This is a genomic window from Streptomyces sp. NPDC055013 (assembly GCF_053608645.1).
The window spans coordinates 103,537-124,399 of the sequence record NZ_JBSGVW010000017.1 but is presented as its reverse complement, the minus strand read 5'-3'; the positions used below and the strand labels follow the sequence as shown (position 1 = coordinate 124,399).

17 protein-coding genes are annotated in these 20,863 nt (G+C 69.4%); 4 read left to right on the top strand and 13 right to left on the bottom strand.

Annotation, left to right across the window (positions count from 1 at the left end):
- Nucleotides 1-5 precede the first annotated feature (5 nt).
- A complete protein-coding gene (locus tag ACWGDB_RS22495; protein WP_427843413.1) occupies nt 6-425 on the bottom strand; it encodes a YciI family protein in 420 nt (139 codons plus the stop codon).
- A 131-nt stretch (nt 426-556) separates the two neighbouring features.
- Here ACWGDB_RS22495 and ACWGDB_RS22490 point away from each other — a divergent pair, with 131 nt between their 5' ends.
- On the top strand, nt 557-1,354 hold the full coding sequence (locus ACWGDB_RS22490; RefSeq protein ID WP_453824025.1) for an IclR family transcriptional regulator: 798 nt from the start codon (nt 557-559) through the stop codon (nt 1,352-1,354).
- Nucleotides 1,355-1,360: 6 nt separating this feature from the next.
- On the opposite strand, the gene ACWGDB_RS22485 is transcribed toward ACWGDB_RS22490, so the two are convergent.
- The 5 genes from ACWGDB_RS22485 to ACWGDB_RS22465 form a co-directional block, all read right to left on the bottom strand.
- Nucleotides 1,361-3,799 carry a GcvT family protein gene (locus ACWGDB_RS22485; protein ID WP_453824024.1) on the bottom strand — a complete coding sequence of 813 codons (2,439 nt, stop codon included), beginning with the start codon at nt 3,797-3,799 and terminating at the stop codon, nt 1,361-1,363.
- 212 nt (nt 3,800-4,011) lie between these two features.
- Entirely contained in the window at nt 4,012-4,983 is a 972-nt protein-coding gene (locus tag ACWGDB_RS22480) for an ABC transporter substrate-binding protein (RefSeq protein WP_453824023.1), read from the bottom strand.
- A gap of 13 nt (nt 4,984-4,996) precedes the next feature.
- Nucleotides 4,997-7,000: an ABC transporter permease gene (locus ACWGDB_RS22475; protein WP_453824022.1), complete on the bottom strand. Its 2,004-nt coding sequence runs from the start codon at nt 6,998-7,000 to the stop codon at nt 4,997-4,999.
- The gene (locus ACWGDB_RS22470) at nt 7,000-8,085 is read right to left on the bottom strand and encodes a quaternary amine ABC transporter ATP-binding protein (protein WP_453824021.1); all 1,086 of its coding nucleotides are present in this window, start codon (nt 8,083-8,085) and stop codon (nt 7,000-7,002) included. Before ACWGDB_RS22470 ends, ACWGDB_RS22475 begins: the two co-directional genes overlap by 1 nt.
- Nucleotides 8,086-8,105: 20 nt before the next feature.
- Nucleotides 8,106-9,575: an aldehyde dehydrogenase family protein gene (locus tag ACWGDB_RS22465; RefSeq protein ID WP_453824020.1), complete on the bottom strand. Its 1,470-nt coding sequence runs from the start codon at nt 9,573-9,575 to the stop codon at nt 8,106-8,108.
- A gap of 215 nt (nt 9,576-9,790) precedes the next feature.
- On the opposite strand from ACWGDB_RS22465, the gene purU reads away from it, so the two are divergent.
- Nucleotides 9,791-10,672 carry a formyltetrahydrofolate deformylase gene (purU, locus tag ACWGDB_RS22460; RefSeq protein ID WP_453824019.1) on the top strand — a complete coding sequence of 294 codons (882 nt, stop codon included), beginning with the start codon at nt 9,791-9,793 and terminating at the stop codon, nt 10,670-10,672.
- 75 nt (nt 10,673-10,747) lie between these two features.
- On the opposite strand, the gene betA is transcribed toward purU, so the two are convergent.
- Nucleotides 10,748-12,418, bottom strand: coding sequence for a choline dehydrogenase (betA, locus tag ACWGDB_RS22455; RefSeq protein ID WP_453824018.1), 1,671 nt, complete (start codon nt 12,416-12,418; stop codon nt 10,748-10,750).
- 166 nt (nt 12,419-12,584) lie between these two features.
- Between betA and ACWGDB_RS22450 the strand changes: the two genes are divergently transcribed.
- Nucleotides 12,585-13,367, top strand: a complete 783-nt coding sequence (locus tag ACWGDB_RS22450) for an IclR family transcriptional regulator (RefSeq protein ID WP_383599749.1) — start codon at nt 12,585-12,587, stop codon at nt 13,365-13,367.
- 9 nt (nt 13,368-13,376) lie between these two features.
- On the opposite strand, the gene ACWGDB_RS22445 is transcribed toward ACWGDB_RS22450, so the two are convergent.
- The 5 genes from ACWGDB_RS22445 to ACWGDB_RS22425 form a co-directional block, all read right to left on the bottom strand.
- Entirely contained in the window at nt 13,377-14,507 is a 1,131-nt protein-coding gene (locus ACWGDB_RS22445) for an aromatic ring-hydroxylating oxygenase subunit alpha (protein WP_453824017.1), read from the bottom strand.
- A 50-nt stretch (nt 14,508-14,557) separates the two neighbouring features.
- Complete coding sequence (locus ACWGDB_RS22440) at nt 14,558-15,721, bottom strand: NAD(P)/FAD-dependent oxidoreductase (RefSeq protein ID WP_453824016.1); 1,164 nt, start codon at nt 15,719-15,721, stop codon at nt 14,558-14,560.
- Entirely contained in the window at nt 15,718-16,080 is a 363-nt protein-coding gene (locus ACWGDB_RS22435) for a bifunctional 3-phenylpropionate/cinnamic acid dioxygenase ferredoxin subunit (RefSeq protein WP_383599170.1), read from the bottom strand. Before ACWGDB_RS22435 ends, ACWGDB_RS22440 begins: the two co-directional genes overlap by 4 nt.
- Nucleotides 16,081-16,276: 196 nt before the next feature.
- Nucleotides 16,277-16,912, bottom strand: a complete 636-nt coding sequence (locus ACWGDB_RS22430) for an MBL fold metallo-hydrolase (RefSeq protein WP_453824015.1) — start codon at nt 16,910-16,912, stop codon at nt 16,277-16,279.
- Complete coding sequence (locus ACWGDB_RS22425; RefSeq protein WP_453824014.1) at nt 16,909-17,994, bottom strand: S-(hydroxymethyl)mycothiol dehydrogenase; 1,086 nt, start codon at nt 17,992-17,994, stop codon at nt 16,909-16,911. Before ACWGDB_RS22425 ends, ACWGDB_RS22430 begins: the two co-directional genes overlap by 4 nt.
- A 220-nt stretch (nt 17,995-18,214) precedes the next feature.
- On the opposite strand from ACWGDB_RS22425, the gene ACWGDB_RS22420 reads away from it, so the two are divergent.
- Entirely contained in the window at nt 18,215-19,507 is a 1,293-nt protein-coding gene (locus tag ACWGDB_RS22420; RefSeq protein WP_453824013.1) for an alginate lyase family protein, read from the top strand.
- A 16-nt stretch (nt 19,508-19,523) separates the two neighbouring features.
- Here the strand turns inward: ACWGDB_RS22420 and ACWGDB_RS22415 are convergent, their stop codons facing one another.
- Nucleotides 19,524-20,756 carry a glycoside hydrolase family 88 protein gene (locus ACWGDB_RS22415; RefSeq protein ID WP_453824012.1) on the bottom strand — a complete coding sequence of 411 codons (1,233 nt, stop codon included), beginning with the start codon at nt 20,754-20,756 and terminating at the stop codon, nt 19,524-19,526.
- Nucleotides 20,757-20,863: the final 107 nt, after the last annotated feature.

Below are 20,863 nucleotides of genomic sequence, written 5' to 3'. Positions count from 1 at the left end.
TGAGGTCACTTGAAGGAGCACTCCGTGGTGGTGGGCGCCGCGCCCAGGAACGGGCGCACCTCCAGCCACTCGTGGATCGGCTTGCCGCCCGCGCCGGGGGCCGCGGACAGTTCCCCGGCCAGTTCGACGGCGCGCTCGTGGCTGTCGACGTCGATCACCATCCACCCGGCGATGAGGTCCTTGGTCTCGGCGAACGGGCCGTCGGTGACCGGCGGGCGCCCCTCACCGTCGAACCGGACCCAGCTCCCTTCGGGGGCGAGCGCCTGGCTGTCGACGAACTCGCCGGACTTCTCGAGCCGGTCCGCGAAGTCCTGCATGTACTGCACGTGCGCCGAGATCTCCTCGGGCGTCCACTGGGCCATCGGCACGTCGTTGACCGCCGCAGGAGCGCCGCGGTAGTGCTTGAGCAGCAGGTACTTGGCCATGGTGTTCTCCTCGGTGCTGGTGCGACCCATTGTGGTCGCGTTCAGCCCGGGGACGGAGCAGGTCGCGGGTTCTCGACATCCGCGGCCAACTTTTCTGGGGCAGCTTTCGGGGGCCGCCGTATAGTTGCGCTATGAGCAACCACGCGGCAGATGGAGAAACAGCAGGTCCCGCGGTGAGTGGCGTGCAGTCCGTCGACCGTGCTGTCAGCGTCCTGGAGATCCTCGCTCAGCGCGGTGAGGCGGGTGTCAGCGAGGTCGCCGCCGAGATCGAAGTCCACAAGTCGACCGCGTTCCGCCTCCTCGGTGCGCTGGAGTCGCGCGGTCTTGTCGAGCAGACGGCCGAGCGGGGCAAGTACCGGCTCAGCTTCGGGATCGTGCGGCTGGCGGGCGCGGTCACGAGCCGCCTGGACATCACGCAGCAGGGCCGGCCGGTGTGCGAGCGGCTCAGCGAGGAGATCGGCGAGACGGTCAACATCGCGGTCCTGCAGGAGCATTACGCCGTCAACCTCTATCAGGTACGGGGCCCGGGAGCGGTCGGTGCGCACAACTGGGTCGGGAGGCTGACCCCGGTGCACGCCACGTCGAGCGGCAAGATCCTGCTGGCCCACCGGCCGGCGAAGGAGCGCGCCGCGGTGCTGGCGGCGTCCGGAATGCAGAAGATGACCCCGCACACGCTCACCGCGAAGACCAAGCTGGAGAAGAACCTGGCCGAGACCCGGGAGCGCGGATACGCGGTGACGCTGGAGGAACTCGAGATCGGACTGCACGCCGTCGCGGCCCCGATCCGGTCCCGCGAGGGCGACGTCGTCGCCGCCCTCAGCGCCTCCGGGCCCGCGTACCGCCTCACCGAGGCGCGCATCCACGAGCTCGCCCCGGTGCTGATGAGGGGCGCGGACGAAATAAGCCACCGGATGGGCTCTCCGGACTGACCACCTTCAGCCACGGAGCCGGGACATCGACGGATCGAACAACGGCTCCTCGGCCACGACCGCCTCGACCCGCTGGTCGAAGTAGCCGATGTGCAACGCCGTACCGGGAGCCGTGAGCTCGCTCGGCAGCCACGCGTAGGCGATGCCCTTGCCGATCGTGTAGCCGTAGGCCGCGCTGGTGACGTAGCCGACCGCGCGGTCGCCGTCGTACACCGGCTCCTTGCCCATGACGACGGACTGCGGGTCGTCGATGGTGAGGCAGGTCAGCTTCCGTCGTACCTCCGCCTTGCGGCGCTCCAGGGCCGCCTTCCCGATGAAGTCGTCCTTGTCGAGCTTGACGGCGAAGCCGACGCCGGCCTCGTACGGGTCGTGCTCGTAGGTCATGTCGGTGCCGAAGGAGCGGTAACCCTTCTCCAGCCGGAGGCTGTTGAAGGCGCCGCGACCCGCGATGATGCCGCCCAGCGGCTCGGCCGCCTGCCACAGGGTGTCCCACAGCTTCAGGCCCTGGTCGGCGGTGGTGTAGAGCTCCCAGCCGAGTTCGCCGACGTACGACAGGCGCATCGCCGTCACCGGGACGCTGCCGATGTAGGCGCGTTTGGCGCGGAAGTACTTCAGGCCGTCGTTCGAGAAGTCCTCGTCCGTCAGTGGCTGCAGGACCTTGCGGGCGAGCGGGCCCCACAGGCCGATGCAGCAGGTCCCGGGGGTGATGTCGCGGACCTGGACCGTGCCGTCGGCGGGCAGGTGGCGGGTAAACCAGTCGAGGTCGAGGTTGCCGTTGGCGCCGACCTGGAACCGGTCGCGGGCCAGGCGGGCGACGGTGATGTCACTGCGGATGCCGCCGTCGTGGTCCAGGAGGAGGGTGTACGTCACGGAGCCGACCGACTTCGCGACCTTGCCGGTGCACAGCCGCTCCAGGAAGGCCGCCGAACCGGGGCCGGTCACCTCCAGCCGCTTGAGGGCCGTCATGTCGTACAACGCGACCGTCTCGCGGGTCACTTGGGCCTCGGCACCGACGATGGGCGACCAGTACTGCGCGGCCCAGTCGTTGGGGGTGGGGACTGAACGGCCCTCGGTCAGCGCCGCGTTGGCCTCGTACCAGTGCGGGCGCTCCCAGCCGTTCGCCTCCAGGAAGAAGGCGCCGTGCTCGCGCTGACGGGTGTGGAAGGGGCTGGTGCGGATCGGGCGCGGGTCGCCGGAGGGCTGCAGGGGGTGGAGGATGTCGTAGACCTCGACGAAGTTCTGGCAGTCGCGGGCCAGGACGTACTCCGGGGAGAGCTGGTGCGGCTCGAAGCGGTTGACGTCGCACTCGTGCAGGTCGAAGGAGGAGCAGTACCCGTCGACCAGCCACTCGGCCATGGCCCGGCCGACGCCCGCGGAGTGGGTGACCCAGACGGCCTCGGCGACCCAGAAGCCCTTGACTTCCGGGGACTCGCCGAGGAGCGGGAAGTTGTCGGTGGTGAAGGAGAACAGGCCGTTGATGCCCTCCTCGACCTTGGCGTCCTTCGTGGCGGGCAGCAGGGACCGTGTCTCGGTCCAGGCGTCCTCGAAGTCCTCCTGTGTGAACTTCAGGACCGAGGGCATCTCGTCGGCCTCGTCGACGGAGAGGATGTCGTCGGCGGAGATCGGCATCGGGCGGTGGCCGTAGTAGCCGATGCCGATGCCGTCGAAGCGTTCACGGTAGTAGAGGTCGGCGTCCTGGTGGCGCAGGATCGGGCGGACCGCTTCCGCCGCCTGGCCGGCCAGGGCCGGGACGGGGCCGGTCCAGGCGAGCTGGTGGGCGAGCGGGGTCAGCGGCAGGTTCATGCCGACCATGCGGGCTATCCTCGGGCCCCAGATGCCGGCGCAGCACACCACGATGTCAGCGGGGATCTCGCCCTGATCGGTGTGGACGCCGGTGACGCGGCCGTCGGCCTGCCGGACGTCGAGGACCTCGTGACGGGCGAGGAAGCGGACGCCGCGTTCGGTGGCCCGGCGGATCTGCGCCTCGACTGCGAGGACGGCCTTGGCGAGGCCGTCCGTCGGGACCAGGAGACCGCCGAGAACCCGGTCCGGGTTGACCAGAGGGTGCTGCTCGACGCACTCCTCGGCGCTGAGCAGCCGGGACTCGATGCCCCAGGCGGTGATCCAGCCGTGGCGGCGTCGCAGTTCCGTCAGCCGCTCGGGCGTGGTCGCCACTTCCAGGCCGCCGACCTGGAGGAAGCAGGGCTTGCCGTCGACGTCGAGGGAGCAGAGCTTCTCGACCGTGTAGCGGGCCAGCTCGGTCATGGTCTTGGAGGAGTTGGTCTGGAAGACCAGGCCCGGGGCGTGCGAGCTGGAGCCCCCGGTGGCGGGGAGCGGGCCCTGGTCGACCACGGTCACTTCGGTCCAGCCTCGCGCGGAGATCTCGTCCGCGAGCGCCGCACCGACGACTCCCGCTCCGATGATGACCACTCGGGGACCCGCCATCGCCGCACCTCCGGTTGGCTAACCAGTCGATCCGATCCAGTTGCTGCTCACGCAACTTGGTTCAGGTTGCGCAACTCAATGTGCCCGTCGTGCAGGTGGGTGTCAAGGGGTCCGCGACCTCGGGAAACACCCCGGACACGGCGATGCCCGGTGGGCGGCGCGCATCCCGCTCGCACCGCCCACCGGGCATCCGTGAAGGGCCCGCCAAGGGCCTACTTGACCCAGGCGTCCACCTTGTCGCGGTTGGCCTCGACCCACTTCTTGGCCGCGGCCTCGGGGGTCATCTTGTCGACCGCGATGTACTTCGCCACGGCGTTCTGGTCGTCGTTGGTCCAGGTGAAGTTCTTGACCAGGTCATAGGCTGGACTGCCCGACTTGGCGAACTTCGCGCTGACGATCTTGTCCAGCTCGTACACGGGGTAGTCGCAGGCGATCTTCTCCGCGTCGGCGTCGCAGCCCGTCTTGTACTCCGGCAGCTTGACCTTGACGAGCGGCACCTCGGACATGAACCACTGCGGCTCGTAGAAGTAGCCGATCACCCATTCCTTGTTCTTCTCCGCCTTGCGGAAGGCCTGGATGAGGGCGGCCTCGCTGCCCGCGTACACCACCTTGTAGTCCAGCTTCAGGTTCTTCACCAGGGCCTCGTCGTTGGTGACGAACGACGGGTCGCCGTCGAGGAGTTGGCCCTTGCCGCCGGACTCGGACGTCTTGAACTCGGCCGCGTACTTGTCGAGGTTGTTCCAGTCGGTGATGTCCGGGTGCTCCTTGGCCAGCCACGGCGGCACGTACCAGCCGATCAGGCCCTTGTTGCCGGTCAGGCCGGCGTCGACGGCGGTCTTCTGGTCGGTGATGTACTTCTTCTTCAGGTCGTCGTGGCCCCAGTTCTCGATGACGGCGTCGACCTCGCCCGTCCCGAAGCCCTGCCAGGCGATCTCCTCCTTCAGGTCCTTCTTGACCACCTTGCAGCCGAGGTCCTGCTCCGCGACGTACGCGACGACCGCCGCGTTGGCCTCGTAGCCCACCCACGGGTTGATCGCGAGGTTGAAGGTGCCGCACTTGCCGGAACCGTCCGAGCCGCCGGCGCTGTCGTCGCCGACCTTCGCACCGCTGCAGGCGGTGAGGGTGAGACCGAGGACGGCGATGCCGGCCACGCCGTATCTCCAGTGTGTAGCTTGCCTTGCCATGATCAGTGACTCCTTATGCGCCGGCACGTCGCGCCGCTGCCTGAGTGATCCGGTCGAACATGACTCCGAGAAGGACGATGGCGAGCCCCGCGGCGAGCCCCTTCCCGTACAGCTGGCCCTGCGAGAAGCCGGCCACGACGTCGTAGCCGAGGGCGCCCGCGCCCACCAGGCCGCCCACCACGACCATCGACAGCACATAGATCAGGCCCTGGTTGGTCGCGAGGGTCAGGGCGCTGCGTGCCATCGGCAGCTGGACCTTGGTGATGATCTGCCAGGTGTTGCACCCGGCGGAGGTGGCCGCCTCCACGGTGGTCGCCGGCACGTTCCGCACCCCGTCGGCGATGATCTTCATGGCGACGGGGGCCGCGTAGACGACGGCGGCGACGATCGCGGTGAAGCGGGTCGCGCCGAACAGGGCGAGGAACGGCACGAGATAGACGAACGGTGGCATGACCTGGGCCGCGTCCAGGGTGGGACGGATCAGCCGGTCCACCAGCGCGCTGCGGCCCATCCACACGCCGAAGCCGATGCCGAGCAGCATGACGAGGACCGTGGCGACTACGGTCGACGCCAGCGTGGTCATGCTGTCCGACCACACCCCGGTGCCGACCAGCAGGCCCACACAGACCGCGGTGGTGATGCCGGCACGCAGGCCGCCGACGACGACGCCGAGCGCGATCAGGGCCGCGCCGACGAGCCACCACGGGGAGTCCGTGAGCAGCGTCTGGAACGGGTTGAGCAGACCGGTCGTGATGACGTCACGGATGGCGTTGGTCAGGCCCCCCAGGTTGTCCTGCGCCCAGGTGGTCACGTTGTCCGCCCCGCTGGAGATGGCGCTGCCGACGCCGCCCTCGCCGGGGAACTCCGCCGCCCACACATAGGTGTGCGAGAGGAGGACCAGGACGGCCGCGACGGCCGCGCCCACGCCCAGCAGCGGGCGCCGCCAGGCCTGGAAGCGGTTCGTCGAACGCCGGGCCTCCTCCTCGCGTCCGCTCGCCGCGGTGGTGACCCGGTCCAGCACGATGGCCATGACGACGATGGCCAGGCCGGCGTTGAAGGCCGTGCCGACGTCGAGGGACTGGAGTGCCTGGACGACGGTCTTGCCGAGGCCGGGCGCATCGATCAGGGCCGCGATGGTGACCATGGCCAGGGCCGCCATGATGGTCTGGTTGACGCCCATCACCACGGTCCGCTTGGACATCGGCAGCAGCACCTTGGTCAGGGTCTGCCGTCGCGTGGCGCCCATCGAGTCGGCCGCCTCGACCGTGGTCGTCGGAACGGAGCGGATGGCGTGCGCGGTGATCCGGATCGCGGGCGGTGCCGCGTAGATCAGCGTGGCGATGGTGGCGGAGGCCGGGCCGATGAGGAAGAACAGCGTCAGCGGTGCCAGATAGACGAAGGTCGGCATCGTCTGCATGAAGTCCAGGAAGGGGGTCACGATCCGGTTGACCCGGTCGGACAGCCCCGCCCACACGCCCAGCGGGATCGCGAACAGCAGCGCCACGAAGACCGCGGAGACGGTGAGCGCCAGGGTGTCCATGCTCTCCTGCCACAGGCCCTGAAGGCCCAGGAAGGTGAAGCCGGCCACGGCCAGCAGCGCGACCCGCCAGTTGCCCACGGCCCAGGAGACGTAGCCGGCGATGCCGACGACACCCAGCCAGCCGATCTGCGGAACGGGCCGGCCGGGGGTGGGCTGTGAGATCAGCTCCTGGACGAAGGTCACCAGGGAGTCGATGACCAGCCGGATCTCGTTGAAGAAGTACAGGAAGAGCGGGTTGGAGTTGCGGTTCGCGCCGACCGAGTCGTTGACGTCGTTGAACCACCGGTGCAGATCGGTCAGGTCGGCCGCCGCCAGGGTCAGGGTCTGCTTGCCGCGCAGCACGAGGAACAGCACCAGCCAGACGACCAGGATCGCGGCGACCACCATGGGCCGGCTGATTCTGCGCTCGGTCCGGGCGGGAGCGGCCGGTTCCTCGACGGTCCCGGTTTTCTCGGGTTTCTCCACGGCGACGGTCATCACGCGTCGCCTTCCCGCCCGGCGACCACCGCGAGGATCTCGTCGTCGCCGACGATGCCGAGCAGCTTGCCGTTCTCGACGACCTTGACCGGCTTGTCGGCGGCCAGTACGGCCCGGGTGGCCTCGCGCACCACGACGTCCGGCCCCAACTCCGGTCCGTCCAGGGCGTCGTCGGGTTGCGCCGGGCGCATGATCCAGCGCAGGGTCAGCACGTCGCCGCGCGGCACGTCCTTCACGAACTCGCGTACGTAGTCATCCGCGGGGGCGCCCACCAGCTCGTCGCCGGTGCCGCACTGGACCATTTTGCCGTCGCGCATGATCAGGATGCGGTCGCCCAGCTTGAGGGCCTCGGAGAGGTCGTGGGTGATGAACACCATGGTCTTGCCGACCTCGTGGTGCAGACGGATGACCTCGTTCTGCATGTCGCGCCGGATCAGCGGGTCGAGCGCGGAGAACGGCTCGTCGAAGAAGAGCACGTCCGGCTCGCCGGCCAGCGCGCGGGCGAGTCCGACGCGCTGCTGCATGCCGCCGGAGAGCTGGTCGGGGTAGGAGTTCTCGTAGCCGGCGAGGCCGACCAGTTCGACGACCTCCATGGCCCGTTTGGCCCGTTCGGCCCTGCCCATGCCGCGGATCTCCAGCCCGAACGCCACGTTGTCGACGACGCGGCGGTGGGGCAGCAGACCGAAGTGCTGGAACACCATGGAGAACTTACGGCGCCGCAGGTCGCGCAGGCGTCCCGCGTCGGCCTTGCGGATGTCCTCGCCCTCGAAGACGATCTCGCCGGCGGTGGGTTCGATCAGCCGGGTCAGACATCGCACCAGCGTGGACTTGCCGGAGCCGGACAGACCCATGACGACGAACACCTCGCCGGGCGAGACGTCGAAGTGGACGTCCCGTACGGCGGCGGTGCATCCGGTGCGGTCCATGAGCTCGCGGCGGGTGAGGCCGCGCAACTCCTCGGAGTCCGGCACCTGGTCGGCCTTCGGCCCGAACACCTTCCACAGCCTGCGCACGGATATGACCGGAGTGGAGCCCGAGTCCTCGGGCGTGCCGCGCCGCTGCGGCACCTCGGTCTGTGTGGTCACGTTCGACCTCTTTTCGGCGTTCAGCCGCGGAACCAGTGTTGCGGCCGGGGTTGGATGTTCTGCCAGATGTGCTTGGGCTCCCGGTACTCGTTCAGGCCTGCCGGTCCCAACTCCCGGCCCACGCCCGAATGCCCGAACCCACCCCATTCCGCCTGCGGCACATAGGGGTGGTAGTCGTTGATCCACACCGTGCCGTGACGCAGCCGCCGGGCGACGCGCTGGGCCTTGCCCGCGTCCTGCGTCCAGACGGCTCCGGCCAGTCCGTACTCGGTGTCGTTGGCGATGCGCACGGCGTCGTCCTCGTCGGTGAAGCGCTCGACCGTGAGCACGGGTCCGAAGGACTCCTCGTGCACCACGCGCATGTCCTGTCGGCACGCGTCGAGCACGGTGGGCAGGTAGTAGTGGCCGTCTCCCAGGGCGGGGTCGGCCGGCCGGGCGCCGCCGCAGCGCAGCACGGCGCCCTCGGCGAGGCCGGCCGCGACATACGCCTCGACCTTGGCCCGGTGTTGCGCGGAGATCAGCGCACCGGTCTCGGCCTCGGGGTCGAAGGGGCCGCCGAGGCGGATCTGCCGGGCACGGCGGACGACCTCGTCGACGAAGCGGTCGTGCAGGGAGTCCTCGACGATCAGCCGGGCGCCGGCCGAGCAGACCTGCCCGGAGTGCAGGAAGACGGCCGTGAGCGCGAAGTCCACGGCCGTCTCGAAGTCGGCGTCGGCGAAGACCACGTTGGGGTTCTTGCCGCCGAGTTCCAGCGCCACTTTCTTCACGCTCGCGGCGGCGGTGGCCATGATGCGTTTGCCGGTCTCGACGCCTCCGGTGAAGGAGACCATGTCGACGGCCGGGTGCTCGCTGAGCGGTGCGCCCGCCTCGGGCCCGGCGCCGAGGATCAGGTGGGCGGCACCGGCCGGGAGCCCGGCCTCCTCCAGAGCCTTCATCAGCAGGATGGAGGTGGAGGGGGTCAGCTCACTGGGCTTGAGGACGATCGTGTTGCCGGCGAGGAGCGCCGGGGCGACCTTCCAACTCGCCTGCAGCAACGGATAGTTCCAGGGAGTGATCAACCCGCACACACCGACCGGCTCGTACACGACGCGGCTTACGGCGTCGTCGCGGCCGGAGTCGATCACACGGCCGGCGCCGGTGCCCCCGATGCCGCCGTAGTAGCGGAAACAGGAGACGACATCGGCGATGTCGTACTCGCTCTCCACCAGCCGCTTTCCGGTGTCCAGGGACTCGGCGCGGGCGAACTCCTTGGCGTCGCGCTCGATCAGGTCGGCGGTGCGCAGCAGCAGCGCGCCGCGCTCCCGCTCGGGAGTGCCCGGCCAGGTCCCCTCGTCGAAGGCGCGGCGGGCCGCGGCGATCGCCGCCTCGGTGTCGGCGCGTGTCCCTTCCGACACGGTCGCCACGAGCGTGCCGTCGGCGGGGCATCGGATCTCCCGCTGCCCGCCGGCCACCGGCTCACGCCATTCGCCATCCACGTACAGGTCTGCCACGCGCCGAACCTTTCAACGAAGTCGTTGCGCATCGTGCACCCGATTGCTTGTGGTGGAACACCCTTGCGAATGACCAGACGCACGTCAAGAGGTTGGCCGATGACGATTTGACCATGCGATCACGTTCCCGGCCACCCTTGACCGGAAGCGGCACCGAGCCGACCATGTTGCGCATCGCTCACCATGTTGTGCAATGCGCACCGACGGAGGCCGACGTGTCCCCCAAATTCCCCCGATCGCCATCCGGCCGCGAGTACGTTCTCACCCTCTCCTGTCCCGACAGTGCCGGTCTCGTTCACGCCGTGAGCGGCTTTCTCGTCAGGAACTCCGGAAACATCCTGGAAAGTCAGCAGTTCGACGACCGACTCGAAGGCCGCTTCTTCATGCGGGTCCACTTCGACGTCTCCGATCCCAACTCCACCCTGGAAGGCCTGCGTTACCGGTTCGGTCCCGTCGCCCTGGCCTACCGCATCTCCTGGGCCCTGAGCGAGGCGGCCACGCCGGTCCGGACGCTGATCATGGTGTCCAGGTTCGGACACTGCCTGAACGACCTGCTGTTCCGCAGGCGCACCGGCGCGCTCAACATCGAGATCCCCGCGATCGTCTCCAACCACCGGGACTTCGAGGGGCTCGCGCAGACGTACGGCGTCCCCTTCCACCACATCCCGGTGACCAAGGAGACCAAGCCCGACGCCGAGGCGCGGCTGCTGGAGCTGGTGCGGGAGCTGGACGTCGACCTGGTGGTGCTGGCCCGCTACATGCAGATCCTCTCCGACGACCTCTGCAAGCAGCTCGAGGGCCGCGCCATCAACATCCACCACTCCTTCCTGCCCAGCTTCAAGGGCGCACGCCCCTACGACCAGGCGTACCAGCGCGGCGTGAAGCTGGTCGGCGCGACCGCCCACTATGTGACGCCGGACCTCGACGAGGGGCAGATCATCGAGCAGGACGTGGTGCGGGTGGACCACTCGCTCGACCCCGGCGAGCTGGTCACCGTGGGACGGGACGTGGAGGCGCAGGTGCTGGCACACGCCGTGAAGTGGCACAGCGAGAGCCGCGTCATGGTGGACGGCAACCGCACGGTCGTCTTCCGCTGAACCACTCGGCCACATGGGTGAGTGGGCCGGCTCCCCGGCCCACTCGTCGTATACGACGCCCCTTCAGCCGTGCGCCTACTTCGCCTGCTTCCGGGTGTCGGGGTAGCGGTAGTACGCGGCCGCGGACGGCTCCAGCGGCTCTTTGCCGAGGATGAGGTCGGCCGCCTTCTCGGCGATCATCATCACCGGAGCGTAGATGTTGCCGTTGGTGACGTACGGCATCACGGAGGCGTCCACCACGCGCAGGCCCTCCAGGCCGTGCACCCGCATGCTGGTCGGGTCGACGACGGACATGGCGTCGGTGCCCATCTTGCACGTGCAGGAGGGATGCAGGGCCGTCTCGCCCTCCTCGGCCACCCAGGCGAGGATCTCCTCGTCGGTCGCGACGCCCGGCCCCGGCGAGATCTCCCCGTCGTTGTAGGGCGCGAGTGCGGGCTGTTCGAGGATTCTGCGGGCCACGCGGATCGCCTCGACCCATTCGCGGCGGTCCTGCTCGGTGGAGAGATAGTTGAAGCGCAGCGCCGGGTGTTCGTTCGGGTCCTTGCTCTTGATCTTCACGGAGCCGATGGCATCGGAGTACATCGGGCCCACATGGACCTGGTAGCCGTGGCCGCCGGAGGGCGAGGAGCCGTCGTAGCGGACCGCGACGGGCAGGAAGTGGAACATCAGGTTGGGATAGTCCACGTCCTCGTTGCTGCGGGCGAAGCCGCCTGCCTCGAAGTGGTTGGTGGCGGCCGGGCCCGTGCGGAAGAGCCACTGGAGCCCGATGAACGGAGCGCGCCACTTGGCCATGTACGGCTGCATGGAGACGGGCTCCTTGCAGGCGTACTGGACGTAGACCTCCAGATGGTCCTGCATGTTCTCGCCGACGCCCGGGAGGTCGCGGACGACGTCGACGCCGAGGGCACGCAGCTCCTCGGCGTTGCCGACACCGGAGAGCTGGAGCAGCTGCGGCGAGTTGATCGCGCCGCCGCAGAGGATGACCTCCTTGGCGCGGACCTGCTTGAGCGGGCCCCGGCCGCGCCGGCACTCGACGCCGACGGCACGGTTGCCCTCGAACAGGACCCGGGTGACGAGGGTGCGGGTCATGACCGTGAGGTTCGGCCGGTCCATGGCGGGCTTGAGGTACGCCTTCGAGGCGGACATGCGGCGGCCGCGATGGACGTTGCGGTCGAACTTGGCGAAGCCCTCCTGCCGGTATCCGTTGACGTCCTCGGTGGGGGCGTAGCCCGCCTCCTCGGTGGCCTTGAGGAAGGCGCCGAACAGGGGACTGGTGGCCGGGCCGCGTTCGAGCACGAGAGGGCCGTCGTGGCCGCGGAACTCGTCGTCCGGTTCGGCCGCGAGACAGTTCTCCATCCGCCGGAAGTACGGCAGACAGTGCGCGTAGTCCCAGGTCTCCATGCCCGGGTCGGCCGCCCAGCGCTCGTAGTCCATGGGGTTGCCGCGCTGGAAGATCATGCCGTTGATGCTGCTGGAGCCGCCCAGCACCTTGCCGCGGGCGTGATAGACGCGCCTGCCGCCCATGTGGGGCTCGGGCTCGGACTCGTACTTCCAGTCGTAGAACCGGTTGCCGATCGGGTAGGTCAGCGCCGCGGGCATCTGGATGAAGACGTCCCACGGATAGTCGGAGCGGCCCGCCTCCAGCACCAGCACCCGGTTGGCCGGGTCCGCGGAGAGCCGGTTCGCCAGTGCGCTGCCGGCCGAGCCGCCGCCGACGATGAGGAAGTCGAAGTGCACAGGAGCCATGGTGCCTCGTCTCGCTCGCGCCGTTGATACGCGAGGCATGCTAGCGGTGGGTTCGCGATACGCACCAGGTTGCGAACCGCGCAACTTTTCTCGGGCTGATCACGGCTCTGTTTCTTGCCGTGGCGTTGTTTACTGCGCGTATAGTTTTACTGTGAGCAACTACAGCATGGACACGGAAACGTCGAACTCGCAGGCCGGCGGGGTCCAGTCGGTGGATCGTGCCATCAGCGTGCTGGAGATCCTCGCCCAGCGTGGTGAAGCAGGCGTCAGCGAGGTCGCGGCCGAGATCGATGTGCACAAGTCCACCGCCTTCCGCCTGCTCGGCGCCCTGGAGGCGCGCGGTCTGGTGGAGCAGGCGGGCGAGCGTGGAAAGTACCGGCTCGGTTTCGGCATCGTCCGGCTGGCCGGCGCGGTCACCGGCCGTATCGACATCACCCAGCAGGGCCGTCCGGTCTGTGAACGCCTCGCCGAGGAGCTCGGCGAGACCGTGAACATCGCCGTCATGCAGGAGCACTACGCGATCAACCTCTACCAGGTTCGCGGCCCGGGCGCGATCACAGCGCACAACTGGGTCGGCCAGCTGACCCCGCTGCACGCCACGTCCAGCGGCAAGATCCTGCTGGCCCACATGCCCGCCAAGGAGCGCGCCGCGCTGCTGTCCACCACGGGCATGAAGAAGGTCACCGCGAACACCATCACCGCGAAGACCAAGCTCGAGAAGAACCTCGCCGAGGCCCGCGAGCGCGGCTACTCCTTCACGCTCGAAGAGCTGGAGATCGGCCTGCACGCCATCGCCGCGCCGGTCCGCAACCGGGACGGCGAGGTCGTCGCGGCCCTGAGCGCCTCCGGGCCCGCCTACCGCTTCACCGAGGAGCGCCTGCACGAGCTCTCCCCGGTGCTGCTCAAGGGCGCCGAGGAGATCAGCCACCGAATGGGCTACCTGGGCTGACCCGCCCGGCTACGACCGGGGGACGCCGAGACGCTCGTTCACCCAGTCGTGGAAGGCGCCGATGTGGTGCTCGCTCGGCACCAGCACTCCCCCCTTGGCGTACAGCCGGGAGCTCATGCCGGGCTGGGTGCGTTCGCACGCGTCGAAGTCCTGGCGGTTGACCCGGTCGAAGAGTTCCACGGACCGGCTGACGTCCTTGCCGCTCTCGACGACGTGCGGGAGGTAGAGCCAGTCGCACTCGACGATCGTGCGGTCGACGGACACCGGATACATACGGTGGAAGATCACATGGTCGGGGACGAGGTTGATGAACACCTGCGGCCTGACGGTGATCGCGTAGTAGCGGCGGTCCTGGTCCTCGGCGACACCGGGGATGCGGTCCAGGCCCTCGGACCCGTCGACGGTGAAGCCCTGCACGTCCGCACCGAACTCGGCACCGTGCCCGACGTAGTACTGGGCGGCGTAACCGTCCGCGAACTCCGGGAGCACCTCGGTGAGTTCGGGGTGGATGGTGGCGCAGTGGTAGCACTCCATGAAGTTCTCGATGATGAGCTTCCAGTTCGCCTTCACGTCGTAGACGATCCGCTTGCCCACGGAGAGGTCCTCGACGCCGTAGCGCCCGATCGACTCGACGTCACCGAGGCGGGCGACGATCTCACCGATGACCTCCTCCTCGAAGGAGGGCGGGTTCTCCGCGAGGCACACCCACACATAGCCGAGCCATTCGCGCACGGCCACGCTCACCAGGCCGTACTCGGTGCGGCCGACGTCGGGCATCTTGGTGAGGTTGGGTGCCGCGACGAGCTTGCCGTTCAGGTCGTACGTCCAGGCGTGGTACGGGCACTGGAAGGCCCGCTTGACCTCGCCGGACTCCTGGGTGCAGAGCTTGGCTCCGCGGTGCCGGCACACGTTGAAGTACGCCCGGATGCTGCTGTCCCTCGCCCGGGTGACGAGGATGCTCTCGCGGCCCACGTCGAAGGTGCGGAAGTCGCCGGGCTTGGCGAGGTCGGACGCGCGCGCGGCGCAGAACCACATGGTTTCGAATATGTGCTCCTGCTCCTGGGCGAAGATCACCGGATCGGTGTAGGAGGAGCCGGGGAGAGTGGCGATCAGACTGTCCGGCAGGCTGGTCGAGGTCACGGTGCACTCCTCGGAGAACGTCGTGGCGGGGTGATGCCTCAGGGGCGGGGTCAGGACGTCGCCGCGGCGAGCTGCTTGCGCCAGCGGGTGAACAGGCGCGGCTGGTTCATGCCGAGCACGGCGACCGGGTCGCCGGCCCGCCGGTAGACGGCCAGCACGTCACGGTCGTCCGCGGCGCCGGCCTCGACGGTCACGCTGTCGGCGCCGGCGGCGTGCCCGACGAACTGGATCTTCACGCCGTACTGGTCGGACCAGAAGTACGGTGGCCGGGGCACACCCGGTGCCACCGCACCCCTCGCCAGCAGCGTGGCGACCGCGGCGTCGGGCCGCTCACGCGCGCCGGTCCAGTGCTCGACCCGGCGGTGGAAGCCGGCACGGGGGTCGTACCAGTTGGCGCAGTCGCCGACCGCGACGACACCGGCCAGGCTGGTGCGGCCGTCGGCCCCGCACTTGACGCCGTTGTCGAGTTCGACCCCGGAGCCGTCCAGCCACTGCACGCACGGGCGGGCGCCGACTCCGACCACGACGATGTCGGCGGGGAGGCTGCGGCCGTCCTCCAGCAGGACGGCGTCGACGCGGGTCTCCCCGCTCAGCCCCTTGACTCCCACACCGCACAACAGCCGTACGCCGTGGTCGGCGTGGAGCGCGGAGACGACGGCACCCATGGTCTCGCCGAGCGGTCCGGCGAGCGGCGTCGACGCCACCTCCACCACGGTCACCTCGAGTCCGAGGGCGTACGCGGTGGAGGCGACCTCCGCCCCGATGAAGCCGCCGCCGATCACCACCAGCCGTCCGCCGCGGGCCAGTTCGTCGCGCAGGGCGCGGGCGTCGTCCAGGGTGCGCAGGGTGTGCACTCCGGACAGGCCCTCGGAGCCGGGCAGGGTGCGCGCCGCGGCGCCGGTCGCGAGGACCACCCCGTCGGCGCGCACCTGATGTCCGTCGGCGAGCCGGACGGTGCGCTCCGTGCGGTCGAGTCCGACGGCACGGGTGCCGAGCAGCCACTCGGCCCGCAGGTCCTCGTCGTCCGTCTCCAACGCGAGTTCCGTCTCGCCGAGGGTGCCGGCCAGGAACTCCTTGGACAGCGGGGGCCTGTCGTAGGGGCGGTGCAGCTCGTCCCCGATGACGACCAGCCGTCCGTCGAAGCCCTGCTTGCGCAGGGAGCGCGCCGCCGACAGTCCGGCCAGCGAGGCGCCGACCACGGCCACCGTCCTCACGCGACTCCCCCGGCGAGCCGGGCTGCGACGCAGGGCGGCAGGTTGGGGGCGTCCATGGACAGCCGGACGTGGACCACGCCGTCCTCGACGACGACCTCGTGGGTCCGGACCGGGAGCTTCGCCGGCGGGGCGTCGACCGCGCCGGTACGCAGGTCGAACTTCGAGGCATGCAGCGGGCATTCCACCTCGCAGCCCTCCAGCCAGCCGTCGGCGAGCGAGGCGTCCTGGTGGGTGCAGGTGTCGTCGATGGCGAAGAGCTCGCCATCGTCGGTGTGGAACACCGAGACCGGCGGATCGATATCGAGCCGGAGGGCCTCGCCTCGCGGGAGATCCGCGAGACGGCACGCGGGAATCATCATGACACCTCGGTGCGTATAGCGAAACGGATTGCGATGAGCGCAACGCCAGTCTGAAGGCCGCCCAGAAGCGTTGTCAAGGCATCCATGGGCCTCGTTCGGACCGGCCTTTCACGCGATTTCCAGGCAGCTCGAAACGCCCGAACCACCTGCGGAAACAGGTGGAACGGGCGCCGTACGAGGACGTTCCGGGGGGCGGTCAGAAACCGCGGTCGATCCACTCCTGGAGGTGCGGGGCTTCCGCGGCGACGGTCGTGGTCTCCCCGTGCCCGGTGTGCACGACGGTGTCGCCGGGCAGGGTCAGCAGCCGCTCCCGGATCGACTCGACGATGGTCGGGAAGTGGCTGTACGACCTCCCCGTCGCCCCCGGCCCGCCGGCGAACAGGGTGTCGCCGCTGAAGAGCGCCGTCAGGGCCGGCGCATACAGGCAGACCGCGCCCGGGGCGTGGCCCGGCGTGTGCAGCACGGTGAGTTCGATGCCGGCCACCGTGAGCACCTGCCCGTCGGCCAGGTCGCCGTCGGGCATCCGGTCGGGGTGGGTCTGCTTCCACAGCGGCACGTCGTCGCCGTGGAGCAGGACCGGGGCGCGGGTGCGCTCCGCGAGTTCGGGAGCGGCGTCGATGTGGTCGTTGTGGGCGTGCGTGCACACGATGGCCCGCAAGGTGCGCCCCGCGAGGGCTTCGGCGATCGCCCCGGCGTCGTGGGCGGCGTCTATGACGATCGCCTCGGTGTCGTCGCCGACGATCCACACGTTGTTGTCGACGTCCCAGGTGCCGCCGTCCAGGGAGAAGGTCCCCGTGGTGACCAGGCGTTCGATGCCGGCGCCGCCCGTCACAGGACCACCACCGAGCGCAGCACGTCGCCGTGGTGCATCCGCTCGAAGGCCTTCTCGACGTCGTCCAGCGCGATGGTCTCCGTGACGAAGGCGTCCAGGGGCAGCCGCCCCTGCAGATGGAGGTCGATCAGCATCGGGAAGTCCCGGCTCGGCAGGCAGTCGCCGTACCAGGACGACTTCAGGGCGCCGCCGCGGCCGAAGACGTCCAGCAGCGGCAGGTCCAGCTTCATCTCCGGAGTCGGGACCCCGACCAGGACGACCGTGCCGGCGAGGTCGCGGGCGTAGAAGGCCTGCCGGTACGTCTCCGGGCGGCCGACCGCCTCGATGACGACGTCGGCGCCGAATCCGCCGGTCAGCTCGCGGATCGCCTCGACCGCGTCGGCGTCCCTGGAGTTGACGGTGTGCGTCGCGCCCAGCTTCCTGGCGGTCTCCAGCTTGCGGTCGTCGATGTCCACCGCGATGATCTTCGCCGCGCCCGCGAGGTCGGACCCCGCGATCGCCGCGGCCCCGACGCCACCGCAGCCGATGACGGCGACCGAGTCACCCCGGCCGACATTGCCGGTGTTGATGGCAGCGCCGATGCCCGCCATCACCCCGCAGCCCAGCAGCCCGGCCACCGCCGCCGACGCGGCCGGGTCGACCTTCGTGCACTGTCCGGCCGCCACCAGCGTCTTCTCCGCGAACGCACCGATGCCCAGCGCCGGGGACAACTCGGTGCCGTCCGGCAAGGTCATCTTCTGCTTCGCGTTGTGCGTGGCGAAGCAGTACCACGGCCGGCCGCGCAGACAGGCCCGGCACTGCCCGCACACGGCACGCCAGTTGAGGATCACGAAGTCGCCCGGGGCGACATCGGTGACGCCCTCCCCCACCGACTCCACGACACCGGCGGCCTCATGGCCGAGCAGGAAGGGGAAGTCGTCGTTGATGCCGCCCTCGCGATAGTGCAGGTCGGTGTGGCACACCCCGCAGGCCTCGATCTTCACCAGCGCCTCACCCGGGCCCGGATCCGGCACGAGGATCGTCTCCAGGCTGACGGGGGCGCCCTTGCCCCGCGCGACGACAGCACGGACCTGGTGCGTCATGGCCACTCCTCGGCTGGTCGAGACCGGAATCAGATGTTGCTCATTACGGCACGCATCTCATACATCGCAACACAGCATCAGGGAGAGCCGAACGGCGGTCAAGGGCCCGACAAAGCGCGGCACGACCCCTTCCATGGACGCAAACGTCATGACATGCTCACGCCACCACACATCTGAACGCCATTCACACTCATGAACCTCGACAGACAGGGAGTGGCTCATGACTGCAAGATCCCGCGTGGGTGTCCTGCTGGCGGTCCTGGCCGCGTTCACCACCAGCGCCGCCCCCGACCCCGCCGCCGCCTCGGCTCCGGCAGTGGCACAGGCACAGGAGGCGCCACGCGTCCCGCACACCGCCGTCCTGGACGGCCCGCGCCTGCACCGGACGAAGATCCGCCTCGATCGCGGCGACCCCCAACTCCGGCAGGCGCTGCGGGCGTTGCGGACACGCGCGGACAGATGGCTGGACCAGGGCCCGTGGACGGTCGTCGACAAACCCCGGCCCGCACCCGGTGGCGACGTCCACGACTACCTCAGTCAGGCTCCGTACTGGTGGCCCACCAAGGCCCCGACCCCGGACAACCCCTGGGGCTGCCCGTATGTGCAGCGCGACGGCGAGCGCAACCCGGAGGTCGACTCCGGCACGGACCGCCAGGACGTCGAGAAGACCTTCGACTCCACCTACGACCTCTCGCTCGCCTGGTACTACACCGGCGACAAGCGGTACGCCGAGAAGGCCGGGCAGGTGCTGCGGACCTGGTTCCTCGATCCGGCCACGAGGATGAACCCGAACCTCGACCACGCCCAGTTCATTCCGTGCAAGTACGACGGCCGCGCCATCGGCATCATCGACTTCTCGCAGTCGTACACCAGCGTCCTCGACGCGATCGCCCTGCTGCAGACCGGCGCCCCGGGCTGGACCGCGAAGGACCGCTCCGGCATGGCCCGGTGGAACACCGCCTTCCGCGACTGGCTCATCAACAGCGACTTCGGCAAGCAGGAAGCCGCCGCCACCAACAACCACGGCACCTTCTACGACATGCAGCTCGCCGGCCTCGCCTACGCGACCGGCGACGAGGAACTGGCCCGCCGGACGGTCCTGGACGCCCGGAGCAAGCGCATCGCGTCGCAGATCGCGGCCGACGGGAGCCAGCCGCAGGAGCTGACCCGGACCAGGAGTTGGCACTACTCGACGTTCGACCTGGTCGCCTACACCCGGCTCGCCGCCATAGGCCGGCACGTCGGTGTGAACCTGTGGGCCTACCGCGGGCCGGACGGGCAGAGCCTGTTCAAGGCGGTGGACTATCTGCTGCCCGCCGCGACCGGAGCCGCCGCCTGGCCGCACCCCGAGATGGAGTTCCACCGGTACGCGGCGACCGACGTCGTGCACGCGGCCGCCGACGCCGGGGACAGGCGGGCGCAGCGAGCCGTACCGCTGTTGGAGGCGCCACCGGGCGGCGACCTGTGGGGCCTCCGCCCGGCGGCGGAACAGCTGGACTCCATCGCGGGGTGAGCGTCGGCCCGCCGGTTCAGACCCTGGAGAGGTCGATCGCGCGGTCGACGTCCTGCGGCTGAAGCACCCGCAGGATGCCTTCCAGCAGGTAGTAGTCGGCGTAGGGAAGGGAGATCTCGATCCCGTCCTCGGCCGGCCGGTTGCGCGTGCAGCGGGCCACCACCGCCTCCGCGCGTGCAGAGTTCCTCGTCAGGCACGTCTCCGACAACGCGGTGAGCAGTCGCAGCGCCACCTCGCGGTAGGCGTGCCTGCCGGTGGCCGCGGACAGGTCGAGCAGTCCGCACGCCATGATCGCCCCGGCCGACGCGTCCTTGATGTCGTACGGCTGTTGCGGCGCGCGGTAGTCCCACACCGGGACGTGGTCCGGGGTCAGCGCCCCGATCGCGAAGTCCGCGAGCCTGCGGGCGGTGGCCAGGAACTCGGGGTTCCCGGTGCGGCGGTACATCGTGGTGAACCCGTACAGGCCCCACGCCTGGCCGCGCGACCAGCAGGACGTGGGGCTGTACCCCTGCACGGTGTTCGGGCCGATCGCGGCGCCGGTGTTCGGGTCGAAGTCGTAGACGTGGGGCGTCGATCCGTCCGGGCGCAGAAAGACCCGCTGAGTCGTCTTCGCGTGCTCCACGGCGATGTCCAGGTACTTGGCGTCGCCGGTCCGACTGCTCGCGAACGCCAGCAGGTCGAGGTTCATCATCGTGTCGATGATGACGCGGCCTGCGTTCCTCTCGTCGTTCAGTGCGCCCCACGCTCTGATGAAGCGTCCGCGCGGGTTGTACCGCTGGATCAGGGAGTCGGCCGCCCGTAGGGCACCGGTCCGCCACGCCTCGTCGCCCGTCAGCCGCCAGGCGGTGACCCAGGACGGGTAGAAGAGGAAGCCGAGGTCGTGCGTGCCGGTGTCGTACTGGCGCGGGGCCAGCTTCTGCGCCGACGCCAACGCCTGCGTGCGGAAGGTGTCGTCCTTGCTGTGAAGCCACGCCATCCACAGCGTGCCCGGCCAGAACCCGCCGACCCAGTCGCCGTTCTGCGAGTAGGTCCACTTCTCGAACTTCGTGCCGACGGGGAAGGCGGTCACGGTGGGCGCCACGGTGTGCAGCTTCTCGACGGCGTAGTCGGCCGCCGCGCGGAGCTTGCGCAGGGTCGGTGCCGGTGTCCGGCCGGCGTTCACGTGCGCGGCCGTGGCGGGTGTCGGGACAGCGCCTGCCACTGCGGCGCCGACCGCCGTGGCCAGCATCGTACGCCGGGAAACACTCATGCCGGTTCCTCCAACTGGTCAATGGGAGAACGGAGTTGACCGAGCGTTGCACGGCGGACGCACTGCTGTACACCCACGTGAGCCATGTTCATGAACGTGAACAACTT